Raw genomic sequence first — 13,851 nt, 5'->3', positions numbered from 1 at the left:
CGCGTCGGTTGAAGCTGTGCGCGGGGGTGTCGGATGGTCAGGGTGGGGGCAGGGTCACCGTGACGGTCAGGCCACCGCCTGCGCGGGGCTGCGCGTCGACGCTGCCGCCGTGGGCACGCGCCACGGCACGGACGATCGACAACCCCAGACCGAAACCCCGCGCGCCCGCGACCCGCTCCCTGGACAGCCGGCGGAACGGCTGGAACATGGTCTCCACGTCGTAGCCGGCGATCACCGGGCCGGAGTTCGTCACCGTGAGGGTGGGTCGGCCTCCGACGAGCCCGGTGCGCACCTCGACCCACCCGTCGGCGGCCAGGTTGTGCCGCAGCGCGTTCTCCACCAGGTTGAACGTGAGCCGTTCCAACAGGACCGGGTCGCCGTTGGCCGGGGCCGGCGCGAGCGACAGGTGCACGGGTAGGTCGGGTGCCTGCTTGCCGGCCTGGTCGGTCACGTGCGCGCAGACCTCGGCCAGGTCGACCGGCGTACGGTCGGTCAGCTCGTTCTCCGAGTCGGCCAGGGTCAGCAGGCCGTCGATCAGCCGCTCATGCCGCTCGTTGACCGCCAGCAGTGACTCGCCCAGCCGGCGGGTCTCGGCCGACGCGTCCGGACGGGTGATGGCCAGCTCCACCAGGGCGCGGTTGAGCGCCAACGGCGTACGCAGCTCGTGCGAGGCGTTCGCCACGAACCGGCGCTGCCCGTCGAACGAGCGGTCCAACCGTTCCAGCATCTCGTCGAACGTGTCGGCGAGTTCGCGTACCTCGTCGCGGGGGCCGACGAGCGCGATCCGCTCGTGCAGGCCCCGACCGGCGGTGTCCGCGCCGGCGATCCGCCGAGCGGTGTCGGTGACCTGGTGCAGCGGCTGCAACGCCCGACCCGCCAGCAGCCAGCCGAACGCGATCGCCACCGCCGAGACCACGACCAACGCGATGCCACCCTGGGTGAGCAGAGACTCCAGCGCGCTGCGTTTCGCCTCGTCCTGCGCCTGTTCGACGAGGGCCCGCAGCATCTCGATGTTCTGCCCGCTACCCGAGCTGGGAGTGGGCGCCCCGACCTTCGGCAGGTCGCGCAGGCTCACCCCGAACGGCTGCGGCATCCGCTGGTCCACCAGCACGTACGTGACGGCGAGCAGGACCATGCCGGCCAGCAGAAACAGCCCGCCGTAGATGAGGGTGAGCCGGGCACGGATCGTGAGGCGTTTCATCGGATCCGGTACCCCGCTCCGGGCACCGTCTCGATCACCGGTGGATCGCCGAGCTTGCGGCGCAGCTTCATCACGGTCACCCGGACCACGTTGGTGAACGGGTCGATGTGCTCGTCCCAGGCACGTTCCAGCAGGTCCTCGGCGGAAACCACCGCGCCGTCGGCGCGCAGCAGCTCGACCAGTACGGCGAACTCCTTGCGCGACAGGGCCACGTGCCGGTCGTCGCGGCGTACCTCGTGGCGGGCCGGGTCGAGCTGGATGCCGGCGCGGCGCAGCGTCGGAGGCGCGGCCGGGCGGGCCCGGCGCGTCAGCGCGTGCACCCGTGCCGACAGCTCGACCAGGGCGAACGGCTTCGTCAGATAGTCGTCCGCCCCGAGCGCGAGCCCCGCCACCCGCTCCCGTACCGCCGCCGCGGCGGTCAGCATCAACACCCGGGTCTCGCCGCCCGCATCCACGATCGCCCGGCACACGTCGTCGCCGTGCACCACCGGCAGGTCCCGGTCCAGGACCACGACGGCGTACTCGTTGACACCGAGCCGTTCCAACGCCGCGTCCCCGTCGTACGCCACGTCGACCGCGAACGACTCCCGGCGCAGCCACTCGGCGATGGCGTCCGCCAGCACGCTCTCGTCCTCGACCACCAGCACTCTCACGTGTCCATGGTCCCCGGGGCGCGGTAACGGCGGCATAACCGCGCACGGTTACGCCCGGGATACACCCTCTGTCGTGCACTGGGTCCGACGTCCGGCGAGCCACGCCGGACACCAGCGGAGGTGAACACCATGCGACGACAGGTGCTCGTGGTACCCGTCCTGCTCGCCCTGGCGCTGGCCGGGTGCCGTGCGGGAGGCGACGACGGTGACGGGGTCGCGACCGCCGGCGGCGCGAAGACCGGCGCCTCGGCGAGCGCCACCCCGGTCAGCGACTCGGAGCGGCAGCTCGACTTCGCCCGGTGCATGCGCGAGAACGGGGTGGACATGCCCGACCCGGAGCCGGGCGGTCGCCCGGAGTTCCGCTTCGGTGCGGACGTCGACCAGCAGAAGGTCCAGGCGGCCATGGAGAAGTGCCGCGACAAGCTGCCCAACGGTGGGCAGGGGGCACAGCTCAACCCGGAGCAGGCCGAGCAGATGCGCACCCTGGCCAAGTGCATGCGGGAGAACGGCGTACCGGACTTTCCGGACCCGGAAGCCGACGGCCGGATCCAGATCGGGCAGGCCGGCAAGGCGTTCGACATGGGTGATCCGACGATGAAGGCCGCGCTGGAGAAGTGCCGGCAGTACGCGCCGCAGTTCGGAGGCGGCAAGTGACCCGGGCCATCCGACGTTCCCGGCTGCGTGCCGCCGTCGCCGGTGGCGTCGTCCTGCTGGTCGCCGCCGTGGGCGCGGTCGCCGCGATCGGCTTCGGTGGCGGCGCCACCGGGGACGCCGCCGAGGCCAGCGCGCCGGCGGCCACCGCCACGATCACCCGGCAGACCCTCGCCGACGCGCAGACCGCCGACGGTGAGCTGGGGTACGGCACGACTCGCACCGCCACCACCCGACTCAGCGGCACGATCACCGGGCTGCCGGCGACCGGGTCGACGGTGCGGCGGGGCAAGGCGCTCTACCTCGTCGACAACGAGGAGGTGGTGCTCCTCTACGGCGGGTTGCCCGCGTACCGGACGCTCACGTCCGGGGTGGAGGGCCCGGACGTCACCCAGTTCGAGCGGAACCTCAAGGCGCTGGGCTACACCGGGTTCACGGTCGACGACGAGTACACCGGCGACACCGCCGACGCGGTCCGTGACTGGCAGGAGGATCTCGGCCTGCCCGAGACCGGCCGGGTCGAGCAGGGGCGCGTCGTGTACGCCGACGGCGAGGTCCGGGTGGAGAGCCACCAGACCGACGTCGGTGCCGTCGCGCAGCCCGGTCAGGCGGTGTTGACCTACACCGGCACCAGCCGGGTGGTCACCGTCGACCTGGACGTGGACGACCAGCGGCTGGCCAAGCGGAACGCGAAGGTGACGGTGAAGCTGCCGGACGGCCGCTCGGTCGGCGGCACGATCAGCACGGTCGAGACGGTCATCCAGGCCGGTGCCACCGGCGCCAACGGGCAGTCCGGCGAGGCGGAGACGAAGATCGAGGTGACGGTCGCCGTCACCGACCCGAAGGCTCTCGCCGGCTTCGACCAGGCCAGCGCCGACGTGACGTTTACCGCCTCGGAGCGGCGTGACGTGCTCACCGTCCCCGTGGCGGCGCTGCTCGCGCTCGCCGAGGGCGGGTACGGCGTCGAGGTCGTCAACGGCGACGCGAGCCGGATCGTCGCGGTGACCACCGGGCTGTTCGCCGACGGCCGTGTCGAGGTCAGCGGCTCGGAGATCACCGAGGGCATGACGGTGGTGACGCCGAAATGACCGGTGACGTGATCGTCCTCGACCGGGTCAGCAAGCGCTACGCCGGCGGTGTGGTGGCGTTGGACGACGTCTCGTTGCGGATCGGCCACGGCGAGCTGGTGGCCATCGTCGGCCCGTCCGGGTCGGGCAAGTCGACGATGCTGCACCTGATCGGCACCCTGGACCGGCCCTCGTCGGGCAGCGTGCTCCTGGACGGGTACGACGCGGCGAAGCTGAGCGACCGCGAGCTGTCGGCCCTGCGGGCCAGCCGGATCGGCTTCGTGTTCCAGCAGTTCCACCTGGCCCCCGGCGTCCCGGTCGTGGACAACGTGGCCGACGGTCTGCTCTACGCCGGCGTACCCCTGTGGAGGCGGCGCGAGCGCGCGGAGGCCGCGTTGGTCCGGGTCGGCCTGGGCCACCGGCTCGGGCACCGGCCGCACGAGCTGTCCGGCGGCGAACGGCAGCGGGTGGCGGTGGCCCGGGCGGTGGTCGGCGAGCCGGCGGTGCTGCTGGCCGACGAGCCGACCGGCAACCTGGACTCCACCTCCGGCGCCGGGGTGCTGGACCTGCTGCACGAGCTGCACCGGGCCGGCACCACGGTGGTGGTCATCACGCACGACCGGGAGATCGCGGAGAGCCTGCCCCGGCAGGTACGGATGCGTGACGGCGCGGTACGGCACGACTCGGCCCTCGCGACGGCCCTCGCGACGGGCGGAGGCGTTCGATGACGACGGCCACGCCGGCGCGGCTCGTCCCGGCCCGGATGGGTCCGGCGGACGTCCTGCGGGTGGGCGGGGTCGGCCTGCGGACCCGCCCACTGCGGGCGTTCCTCTCCGCGCTGGGCATCGCGATCGGCATCGCCGCGATGATCGCGGTCGTCGGCATCTCCTCGTCGTCCCGGGCCGAGCTGGACCGCGCGCTCGACGCCCTCGGCACCAACCTGCTCACCGTCGAGCCGGGCAACACCCTGTTCGGCGCGGACGCGCAACTGCCCGAGGAGTCGATCGGCATGATCGGCCGGATCGGCCCGGTCACGCAGGTGTCCGCCACCGGGCAGGTCTCCGAGGCCAAGGTCTACCGTTCCGACCGGATTCCGGGGGCGGAGACCGGAGGCATCGCCACCCGGGCGGCACGACTGGACCTGCTCGGCACCGTCGGAGCCGAGCTGACCAGCGGCACCTGGCTGAACGAGGCCACCGCCCGCTATCCGGCGGTCGTCCTCGGCGCCACCGCCGCGCAGCGGCTCGGCATCACCACGGCTGATCCGCAGGTGCAGGTGTGGCTGGGCGGACGGTGGTTCACCGTGGTCGGCGTGCTCGCGGCCGCGCCGCTCGCCCCGGAGCTGGACACGTCAGCGCTGGTCGGCTGGTCCGCCGCGACCGACTACCTGGGGTTCGACGGGCACCCCACCACCGTCTACACCCGGGCGCAGGAGTCGCAGGTCGAGGCGGTGCGGTCGGTGCTCGGCGCGACCGCCAACCCCGAGGCGCCGAACGAGGTGGAGGTGTCCCGCCCCTCCGACGCGCTGGCCGCCGCCGAGGCGACCGACGCCGCGTTCACCGGGCTGCTGCTGGGCCTCGGGGCGGTCGCCCTGCTGGTCGGAGGGGTCGGCGTGGCGAACACCATGGTGATCTCGGTGCTGGAGCGGCGGGCCGAGATCGGCCTACGCCGGTCACTCGGGGCGACCCGCGGTCAGGTACGCACGCAGTTCCTCGCCGAATCGCTGCTGCTCTCTGCGCTCGGCGGGATCGGCGGGGTGCTGCTGGGCATCCTGGTCACCTCGGGATACGCGCTGTCGCAGGGCTGGCCGACAGTGGTGCCAGCGTGGGCGATGCTCGGCGGGGTCGGCGCGACCCTCGTGATCGGTGGCTTCGCCGGCCTCTACCCGGCGGTCCGCGCCGCCCGCCTCGCGCCGACCGAGGCGCTGACCGCCGTCTGACCGGGGTGGCGCGGGTTGGGCTGGCGTGGCGCGCGGTCGGGTCGGCGTGGCGCTTGGGCTGGCGTGGCGGTCCGACCCTGGCGTGATGCGGAAGAGCGGTATGACTCAGAGGAATAAATATTCCTCTGAGTCATACCGCTCTCGGCAGTGACACCGCCCCGCCGGGACGGATCAGGCGATGATCGTGTCGAGCGCGATCTCGACCATCTGGCTGAAGGTCTGCTCCCGCTCCTCCGACGTGGTCTTCTCGCCGGTCTTGATGTGGTCGCTGACGGTCAGCACGGTCAGCGCGCGGGCCTTGAACCGGGCGGCGATCGTGTAGAGCGCCGCTGACTCCATCTCCACCGCCAGCACGCCGTAGTCGGCGAGCGTGTCGTAGAGGTCCGGCCGGTCGGTGTAGAAGGCGTCCGCCGCCAGGATCGGTCCGACGTGCATGGTGATGCCGCGCCGCTCGGCCACCTCGACCGAGGTACGCAGCAGCCCGAAGTCGGCCACCGGGGCGTAGTCGATCAGCCCGTCGAAGCGCATCCGGTTCATGTTCGAGTCGGTGGACGACCCGATCGCCGCGACCACGTCGCGCAGTTGCAGGTCGGTGCTGAGGGCGCCGCAGGAACCGACGCGGATCAGCGTCTTCACGCCGTACTCGTTGATCAGTTCGTGGGCGTAGATGGAGGCGGACGGCATGCCCATGCCGGAGCCCTGGACCGAGACCTCGACGCCGTTCCAGCGGCCGGTGAAGCCCAGCATGCCGCGAACCGTCGAGTAGCAGGTGGCGCCCTCGAGGTAGGTCTCCGCGATCCACTTGGCCCGCAGGGGGTCACCCGGCATCAGGACCCGCTCGGCGATCTCGCCCGGCTTCGCGCCGATGTGCGTACTCATGGCAAAGATCCTGCCAGGCCGGCCCGAGCGATACCGGTTCGGCGTCCGAACCGGCGGTCCTGTACCCTCGTCGGCGGTGGCGTGTCCGAGCGGCCTAAGGAGCACGCCTCGAAAGCGTGTGAGGGTTAACGCCCTCCGAGGGTTCAAATCCCTCCGCCACCGCTCGTGAAATGCAGAAACGCCCGGACGATCCGCGAGGATCGGCCGGGCGTTTTCGCGTCAGAGCTGCTGCTGGCCGCCGTCGACGAACAGCTCGCCGCCGGTCATGAAGCTGCTCTGGTCGGAGGCGAGGAAGAGCGCGGCGTTGGCGATCTCGTCCGGGTGGGCCATCCTGCCCATGGGCACGCCGGAGGCGATGCCCTTCAGCAGCCCGGGGGCCTCCTCGGGGCTGGCCGCCAGGCCCGCGAGGCCGGGGGTTTCGGTCGAGCCGGGCACCAGGGTGTTGACCCGGATCTTCCGGCCGATCAGCTCGGCGGCCCAGGTCCGGCCGAACGAGCGGATGGCGGCCTTGGAGGCGGCGTAGACGCTGAACGCCGGGATGCCGCTCACCGCCGAGGTCGAGCCGGTCAGCACGACCGAGGCGCCCTCGTTGAGCAGGGGCAGGGCCTTCTGCACGGTGAAGATGGTGCCGTAGACGTTGGTGTCGAAGGTGCTGGCGACGTGCTCGACGGTGATCGAGTCGAGCGAACGGAACTCGCCGCCGCCGGCGTTGGCGAACACCACGTCCAGCCCAGCGCCCCGAGCCTCGATCGCCCGCATCACCCGATCCAGGTCGTCGAGCTTGCTGACATCGCTGGCGATGCCTGTGGCGTTCGCGCCGATGCTGGCCACCGCCTCATCCAGCGGGCCCTTGCGGCGGCCGGTGACGAAGACGTACGCGCCTTCGGCGGCGAAGCGGCGGGCGGTGGCCAGGCCGATGCCCGTGGTGCCCCCGGTGACAAGGGCGGTCTTGCCGTCGAGCTGTCCCACGATCGATCTCCTTCACAAATTGTGTACCGAGCGGTACTGATCCGACCGTAGCAACCGCTGACCTGCGCCGCAAATTTCTGTACCGATCGGTTTTCGACACGGGTAGGATGAGCCGAGGGGGTGGTGGGCAGTGCCACAACGAGGGCGACCACGCGGTTTCGACGCCGACGAGGCGCTGGAGCGCGCGCTGGAGGTGTTCTGGCGCCAGGGGTACGAGGGCGCGTCGATGAGCGACCTCACCGCCGCCATGGGCATCAACAAGCCCAGCCTCTACGCCGCCTTCGGCAGCAAGGAGGAGTTGTTCCGCAAGGCCGTGGCCCGCTACGCCGAACAGGACATGGAGTACGCGCGGAACGCTTTCGCCCATCCCACCGCGTACGAGGTCGTCGCCACTCTGCTGCGCGAGAACGTGCTCGCCGTGACCCGGCCCGACCGGCCGGCCGGCTGCCTGTCGATCCAGGGCGGCACCGCCTGTTCCAGCGAGAACGCCGCGGTCGCCGGGTTCCTCGCCAGCAGCCGCCTGGCCGGTGAGCTGGCCCTCGCCGACCGGTTCACCCGCGCCGTCGCCGAAGGCGACCTACCCGCCGACGCCGATCCGGCCGCGCTCGCCCGCTTCGTCATGAGTGTCACCGAGGGGCAGGCGATACACGCCGCCGCCGGTGTCGCTCGGGAGGACCTGCGTCAGACGGCGGAGATCGCGCTCGCCGGGTTCGCCGCCGTGTCCGGGGCGCGGGCTCCCGCGTCCGCGGACAACCCGGCCTGAGCGGCCGCCCCGGCCGAGCGCCGCGAGGCGTTGGGGGCCGTGCTTTGTGGATGACCGGCGGGCCGGCCCTCCAGCCACGTGGAGGACCGGCCCGCCGCCCGTCACGCAGTCGGGGCGTTGCCGTCCCGGTGGGTCAACCGGTACGAGGCGTCGACGGCATCCGTCTCCAGGATCACCGTCACCGGACCGGCGGGCAGGGTGCAGGTGATGGTCCGTTCGACGGCCGGGCTGGTGGGGCCGCAGTACCGGATGCCCTGGCTGTCGAAGACCGACATGCGGGCGTCACCGGAGCCGGCGGTACGCGTCCACGTGAAGCTCTCCCGGCTGGCGCGCTGGTCGGCCGGAACGGTGTAACAGACCGCGAAGTGGTCCGCTCCGGTCGTCACCGTGGCACCGGCCGCGTCCCCCGGCAGGACCGGGCAGGCCGGCGGCCCGTCGACCCGGGCGAAGCCCACGGCGTACGAGGCGGTGGGGGATCCCTCATCCGCGGTGAGCAGCACGGAGAAGGGCGCCTCGCCGGTCAGCTCGCAGCTGTACTGACGCAGCGAGGAGTAGTCGCACACCTGCTCGCCGGCGGCGTTCAGCACGCTGATCTCCGGTGAGGTCGCAGCCGTCACGTCCCCAGCCAGCAACTCGGCGACGTGAGCCCCCGCCGGGCTGGGCAGCTGGAGGCAGTTGTGCTGCCCAGCGGCGTCGAACCCACCCCGGCGCGGGGCGTCCTGCCAGCCGGTGTCGGACACCGGCGTGCAATCCGACGGCTTCCACGGCAGCAGCGCGACGGCGTAGAGGAAGTCATTGTCGATCACCGAGCCGGTCGCGCCCCCGCTGAGGACCATGGTGTACTTCCCCGCCGCAGGGATCTCGCACCAGGTGTCGGTGCAGACCTTGATTCCGGCGGAGTCGTAGACGGTGGCGTACGACCGATAGTTCTCCGCGTCCACCGCCGTGACCCGGTACACGCCGGCGCTGGGAAGGTCCAGGGTCCGGCAGCGGATGCCACCGAGGGCGCCGGCCGGTGCCGAGTTGTACGTGCCCGGGGTGATGGTCGGGCAGCCGGCCGCGTCGGAGAGTCGACGGACCTGGATCTTGTACGTGAGATCCTCGCTGTCGGCGGCCCAGTTGTTCAGGTAGGAGACGACGCGGTAGGTCCCGGTGGAGGGGAGGACGCACCCGTCCTGTTCCGACGAATCGGTACACAGCACGCCACCCTGCTCATCGACTATCCAGGAGTAGACGTCGTTGTACCGGTCCGGGGCCCGGTAGACCATGACCCGCTCGCCGGTCTCGCCGTGGAACGGCTGGCAGTTGGTCTGCACCGCCGAGGTCTGATGCACCGTCAGGGCCGGCTGGTCCCAGTTGAGTCCAGTGGGGGCGGCGCAACCTTCGGCCTGGTCGAGGCGGGCTGCCGCCACCCGGTAGGTAACCGGCTCCCAGTTCCAGTTCTGCGCCACCAGCGTGTAGGCCCCGGCCGTCGGTGCCGCGCAGGACCGCCAGGATTCGTACTCCGCGCACACCACATGTCCGGCGTCGTCGTACAGCCGCCAGTCGAGGTACTGGTTCGCGTTCTGATCAAAGCGGACGATCAGCCGGCCGGGGGCGGTGACCCGCAGCGACTGGCAGCTGATCCCCTGGTTCGGTGGCACGGTGCCCGTCCCGACCGCTGCGCCCGGGTCTCCGAACGCGGTCAGGGGCAGGGCCGGACAGCCGACGGACTGCGAGATCCGGGGCATCTTGAGGGTGTAGGCGGCCTTGTTGCCGTAGGTCTCCTCCAGGAAGAGCCGGTACGGTCCAGGCTCACCGAGGGTGCACTCCGTGGGGTACCGCACCGAGCAGATCGGCTGGAACAGGGCGTCCAGGATGCTGCCCTGGATGTCCTCGGCGCCGCCCGGGTCGGCGAGGTGCAGGACCGTGCCGGTGGGCTGCTTGAAGGTGAAGCAGCGGGCGGCAAGGCCGGCGGGCAGCGTGCCGCTGCGGCCCGTGGAGGCGAAGGAGAAGAAGCTCGCGGGCAGGTTGCCGCAGCTGGACGGGGTACGCATCGACTCCGCCGACAGCGAATAGGCGCCCTTGCCGGTCCCGTAGTCGAGCGTCACCGTGACCCGGTAGGTGCCGGCGGCGCCGAGCTTGCACTCCGTGAGGTACGGGCCGACGTAGCAGACGGTGGTGCCATCGGCGCCCTTGACCTGTGCGCCGACACCATCACCGGAGACCTCTCGGAGCCGGATGTACAGGGTGTCCTGGTCAACCGTCGAGGTGACCTTCCAGATCTGCTGTGCGGTGCCGACGATCGACGCGCAGTTCTTGACCTGGCCCAGCGGGAGCTGGCCGCCGCAGGCGGCGGAGAGGCCGACGACAGTCGTCGGACCCGCGGTGGTCCGGCCCGGGGCGGGGGCCGTGGGTGCTGGCTTCGAGGGCGCGGTGGCGGCGGGCGGTTGCTCAGTTGTCCGCGTCGGTCGCGGCGACGGCTCGGCCGTCGGGGCGGCGGTGGCGGGGCCGGCCAGCAGGCCCGCCCCCGTGAGGCTCAGGGCCGCCACGGCGGCCCACCTTGCCAGGTGTCTCCACCATGGATTGAGCACGGTTGTACGCACGATGTCCCCCCGTGTTCTGTCGCGCGATCTGCACGAGCGAGGGGATAATTTCACGATGGCCGATCGCCGACAATCGGCTTGTCGTATCGACCGGGACCGGTCGCTCAGCAGGGAGCGGCGCCCTCGTCGAAGAGGCGGCGGGCCCAGTCGGCGTACCCGGCGATGGTCTTTCGGACCGTGCGCCCGTCGTGCAGGAACAGGTACGCGCGGTCGCCGCTGCGGGCGAGCAGCCCGTCGAGCCGGTGCGTCCCCTGTGGAGCGGGCAGCCGCGTGACGGACGGGTAGCGCGCCCAGACCTCGTCGATCGGCGAGCCGGCCGTGATGCCCTCCGGGGTGCGCATCGGGTCACCGACCCACAGCAGCACCAGTCTGTCCTCAACGAAGACCGGACTGACCGTGTCGTGGCCGGTGAGCACCGGTCCACAGGCGTCCTGGTCGGTACGCAGGACGCCCCGGCGGGTCAGCTCGGCCTCGGTGTCGCCGAACTCGATGTTGCGCAGGCCGTTCAGGTCGATGACCTCGACGTTGCCCGCGGGTCGGTTCGGTGGCATCGGGCCGGGCGGTGGCGTGCCGCTGCCCGCGATCGAGGCAGCAGTCAGCAGCATGGCAATAAACGCGAATTGTCGCAATTTCATGGAATCCCCCAGTCCCCAACGGGACGGGGCCGCTCAGGTTGCTGCCCGTCGCCGGATTACTGGTTTTCCCACTGTTCGACCAGCTCGTCCCAGTAGTCGGCGCTGAGTCGCCGCCGCCCGTGCGCCAGCCAGCCGTCGGTGTTGCGCTCCAGATGCAACCCCACCTCGGCGAACGGGTCGATCCACGCGCCCCGCTCGACGCCGAGCTGAACCAGTGCCGCGTTGATCGGCCACTCCGCACGCGGCGCGTCGAGGACGTCGTCGAAGCGCGGACCCCAGGACAGGGCGCCGCCCAGCCACACCGCCGCCGACTGACGACCGACGCCACCACCGAACTCGGCCTCCACGTACGCCACCGGCCCCGACCGCGACCAGCGGGCCAGCAGGTCGGCCAGCGCCGGCGACAGCACCAGCTCGAACGGGTGGGCGACGGTGCGGTCGTCGGTCGCGTAATCCGGCAGCGAACCGGTCAACTCCACCACCAACTGCGGCGTGATCGGCAGCAGCGCGAAATCCTGCCGCAGCTCGCCGAGGACCGCGTGATCCAGCTCGGCGGTCTGCTCGCGGAGCAGGTCCACGTCCGCGACCACCGCGCTGAGCTGGTAACCCATCGAACCCTCCGCCGTCCACAGCCTGTGGATAGAACATGTGTACGACGGTTTTCCGGGTGCCGCCGGTCCCTGGAACGGTACCGGTGTTGCGGACGATCCGAAGCGGTCAGACCCGTCCCGGCGGCACCGCGACGGCCTGCACGGTGTCGGCGAGCAGGTGTGGATGGGAGAGCATCGGATGATGGCCGGTGGGCAGCTCGACGGTCCGGGTCGCGCGGACGGCCTGCAGGCGTTGCAGAGCGGGTGGCGTGGCGCGGTCCTCGGCGCAGACGACAGCCGTCGACGGCAGGTGACGCCAACCCGCGTGCCCGACCGCAGCGGTGAGCACCGACGCCTCCTGCCGGGTCAGGCGGGCGACCGCCCCCTCGACGGCCTGCTCGTCGCAGTCCTGGAGGAAGAGCTCGCGCACCGACTCACGCCGTACGCCGAACGTGCCGTCCGGGGAGAAGTCCAGGTAGGGGGCCGGTTCGCTCGGGCCGAGGTCGGCCAGGGCCTGCCCGACGTCCGGCAGGAACGAGCTGACGTACACCAGATGAGCGACCTCGCCGGCGTCGGCGGCCTCGGTCGCGACCACCCCGCCGTAGGAGTGCCCCACCAGCACTGCCGGGCCGACCTCGCGCAGCACCCGTCGGGTCTGGGCGACGTCCGCCGCGAAGTCGCGCTCGGCACCCGCCACCTCGCCGCAGCTCGGCAGCCGGACCGCGACGCTGTCCAGGCCGTCGGCGCGCAGCGCGGCGGCGACCCGCGACCACCACCACTCCCCGTCACGGACGCAGGCGCCGTGCACGAAGACCACAGTCATCACCGTCTCCCGTCCGCGAGCCCGCGCTGGGTCGCCCCGCCATCGATGTTCCGTTGACACCAGCGCAGATCTTGGACAGTTTCCGTTCGCCTGGAACGGAAACTGTCCAAGATCTGCGGCGGTGAGCCCTCCGCGGGCGTCAGGCGCGGCGGGCGACCTGGGTGACGAACGCACGCCAGGCCGTCGGCGGGAAGGCGAGCGCCGGGCCGGTCGGGTCCTTGGAATCCCGTACGCCGATCACGCCAGGCAGGTTGTCGGCGACCTCGACACACGCGCCGCCGTTGCCGCTGCTGCGGCTGCTCTTGCGCCACCGGGCGCCGTTCAGCTCCATGTCTCCGCCACTTCCGTCATCAGATCGACCGACTGCCAGTGCGACAGCGCCTCGCCGCGCACGTTCTCCCATGCCGCCATCATGGCCGCGATGTCGTCGGGGTCGCTAGCCACTTGTCCCTGGAGCTGGTTGTCCAGGTAGCCGGCTACCCGATGGTCGTGGCTGTGGGCGATCACGAACGGCCCGTTGAGGCCGGCGTACGCGCCGACCGCGCTGGGCACCACGTGCACCCGGATGTGCGGCTCCGCGCAGGCGGCGACGACGGCCAGCAGTTGCTCGCGCATCGTCGCCCGGCCGCCCACCGGCCGGCGGAGGATCGCCTCGTCGATGACGGCCGTGAACTGGGGCGGGTCGTCCCGCTTCAGCACGCCCTGCCGGTTGAGCCGCACGCTGAGGTGCCGCTCGATTTCGGTCGGCGGGATCAGGCCAGCACCGCCGAGGACCGCCCGGGCGTACGCCTCGGTCTGGAGCAGCCCCGGCAGGACCGTCGATTCGAACCAGCGCAGCGACACCGCCTCGCGCTCGATCTCCTGCCACGGACGAAACCAGATGGGGTCACGACGTCTTGAAGTGTCCGGCCAGATGTCCGACACGTCCTTGTGGAGGGCTTCCGCTGCCGCCAGGCGGTGCCGAGGATGCGGGATGCGGCCCTCGGTCAGCCAACGCGCCACGGTCTTCGGGTCGACGCCGACGGTCTCGGCGAGGGATTCGGTGGTGTGCCCGGTGTCGTTGAGCGCCACCCGCAACGCGTCGTTCACGGCCCCT

General features: G+C 71.6%; 15 protein-coding genes and 1 tRNA gene. 6 read left to right on the top strand and 10 right to left on the bottom strand.

Annotation, left to right across the window (positions count from 1 at the left end; all coding sequences use genetic code 11):
* Nucleotides 1–37: 37 nt before the first annotated feature.
* Both ACGGAQ_RS24135 and ACGGAQ_RS24130 read right to left on the bottom strand, forming a co-directional pair.
* On the bottom strand, nt 38–1,201 hold the full coding sequence (locus tag ACGGAQ_RS24135) for a sensor histidine kinase (RefSeq protein ID WP_393052652.1): 1,164 nt from the start codon (nt 1,199–1,201) through the stop codon (nt 38–40).
* Nucleotides 1,198–1,854 carry a response regulator transcription factor gene (locus ACGGAQ_RS24130; protein WP_357498680.1) on the bottom strand — a complete coding sequence of 219 codons (657 nt, stop codon included), beginning with the start codon at nt 1,852–1,854 and terminating at the stop codon, nt 1,198–1,200. Before ACGGAQ_RS24130 ends, ACGGAQ_RS24135 begins: the two co-directional genes overlap by 4 nt.
* Nucleotides 1,855–1,983: 129 nt before the next feature.
* Here ACGGAQ_RS24130 and ACGGAQ_RS24125 point away from each other — a divergent pair, with 129 nt between their 5' ends.
* From ACGGAQ_RS24125 to ACGGAQ_RS24110, 4 genes are read left to right on the top strand one after another with little or no spacing between them, the layout of a single operon-like run.
* Nucleotides 1,984–2,508, top strand: a complete 525-nt coding sequence (locus ACGGAQ_RS24125) for a hypothetical protein (RefSeq protein WP_393052650.1) — start codon at nt 1,984–1,986, stop codon at nt 2,506–2,508.
* On the top strand, nt 2,505–3,593 hold the full coding sequence (locus ACGGAQ_RS24120) for a peptidoglycan-binding protein (protein WP_393052648.1): 1,089 nt from the start codon (nt 2,505–2,507) through the stop codon (nt 3,591–3,593). The genes ACGGAQ_RS24125 and ACGGAQ_RS24120 overlap by 4 nt, the downstream gene beginning before the upstream one ends.
* Complete coding sequence (locus tag ACGGAQ_RS24115; RefSeq protein ID WP_393052646.1) at nt 3,590–4,300, top strand: ABC transporter ATP-binding protein; 711 nt, start codon at nt 3,590–3,592, stop codon at nt 4,298–4,300. The genes ACGGAQ_RS24120 and ACGGAQ_RS24115 overlap by 4 nt, the downstream gene beginning before the upstream one ends.
* Nucleotides 4,297–5,511, top strand: coding sequence for an ABC transporter permease (locus tag ACGGAQ_RS24110; RefSeq protein WP_393052645.1), 1,215 nt, complete (start codon nt 4,297–4,299; stop codon nt 5,509–5,511). Before ACGGAQ_RS24115 ends, ACGGAQ_RS24110 begins: the two co-directional genes overlap by 4 nt.
* A gap of 171 nt (nt 5,512–5,682) precedes the next feature.
* Here ACGGAQ_RS24110 and deoD read toward each other — a convergent pair whose 3' ends face one another.
* Nucleotides 5,683–6,390, bottom strand: a complete 708-nt coding sequence (gene deoD, locus ACGGAQ_RS24105; protein ID WP_074315244.1) for a purine-nucleoside phosphorylase — start codon at nt 6,388–6,390, stop codon at nt 5,683–5,685.
* A gap of 75 nt (nt 6,391–6,465) precedes the next feature.
* Between deoD and ACGGAQ_RS24100 the strand changes: the two genes are divergently transcribed.
* A tRNA-Ser gene (locus ACGGAQ_RS24100) sits at nt 6,466–6,552 on the top strand.
* A 57-nt stretch (nt 6,553–6,609) separates the two neighbouring features.
* On the opposite strand, the gene ACGGAQ_RS24095 is transcribed toward ACGGAQ_RS24100, so the two are convergent.
* Nucleotides 6,610–7,359, bottom strand: coding sequence for an SDR family oxidoreductase (locus ACGGAQ_RS24095; protein WP_393052643.1), 750 nt, complete (start codon nt 7,357–7,359; stop codon nt 6,610–6,612).
* A gap of 130 nt (nt 7,360–7,489) precedes the next feature.
* On the opposite strand from ACGGAQ_RS24095, the gene ACGGAQ_RS24090 reads away from it, so the two are divergent.
* Complete coding sequence (locus tag ACGGAQ_RS24090) at nt 7,490–8,122, top strand: TetR/AcrR family transcriptional regulator (RefSeq protein ID WP_393052641.1); 633 nt, start codon at nt 7,490–7,492, stop codon at nt 8,120–8,122.
* Between the two features lie 101 nt (nt 8,123–8,223).
* On the opposite strand, the gene ACGGAQ_RS24085 is transcribed toward ACGGAQ_RS24090, so the two are convergent.
* From ACGGAQ_RS24085 to ACGGAQ_RS24060, 6 genes are all read right to left on the bottom strand, one after another.
* Nucleotides 8,224–10,653 carry a hypothetical protein gene (locus ACGGAQ_RS24085; protein WP_393052639.1) on the bottom strand — a complete coding sequence of 810 codons (2,430 nt, stop codon included), beginning with the start codon at nt 10,651–10,653 and terminating at the stop codon, nt 8,224–8,226.
* A gap of 158 nt (nt 10,654–10,811) precedes the next feature.
* Nucleotides 10,812–11,306, bottom strand: coding sequence for a hypothetical protein (locus tag ACGGAQ_RS24080; protein ID WP_393052703.1), 495 nt, complete (start codon nt 11,304–11,306; stop codon nt 10,812–10,814).
* Between the two features lie 92 nt (nt 11,307–11,398).
* Entirely contained in the window at nt 11,399–11,953 is a 555-nt protein-coding gene (locus tag ACGGAQ_RS24075; protein WP_393052637.1) for a hypothetical protein, read from the bottom strand.
* A 106-nt stretch (nt 11,954–12,059) separates the two neighbouring features.
* Nucleotides 12,060–12,755 (bottom strand): alpha/beta hydrolase, encoded by a 696-nt coding sequence (locus ACGGAQ_RS24070; RefSeq protein WP_393052636.1) that lies wholly within the window; start codon nt 12,753–12,755, stop codon nt 12,060–12,062.
* Between the two features lie 139 nt (nt 12,756–12,894).
* Nucleotides 12,895–13,086 carry a DUF397 domain-containing protein gene (locus ACGGAQ_RS24065; protein ID WP_393052634.1) on the bottom strand — a complete coding sequence of 64 codons (192 nt, stop codon included), beginning with the start codon at nt 13,084–13,086 and terminating at the stop codon, nt 12,895–12,897.
* Nucleotides 13,077–13,844 carry a Scr1 family TA system antitoxin-like transcriptional regulator gene (locus ACGGAQ_RS24060; protein WP_393052632.1) on the bottom strand — a complete coding sequence of 256 codons (768 nt, stop codon included), beginning with the start codon at nt 13,842–13,844 and terminating at the stop codon, nt 13,077–13,079. The genes ACGGAQ_RS24065 and ACGGAQ_RS24060 overlap by 10 nt, the downstream gene beginning before the upstream one ends.
* Between the last annotated feature and the right edge of the window lie 7 nt (nt 13,845–13,851).

Origin of the sequence: Micromonospora sp. NPDC047557, assembly GCF_043205095.1 — a bacterium.
Classification (GTDB): Bacteria; Actinomycetota; Actinomycetes; order Mycobacteriales; family Micromonosporaceae; genus Micromonospora.
The sequence above is the reverse complement of the archived record's forward strand: the minus strand, read 5'-3'. Positions and strand labels throughout refer to the sequence as shown.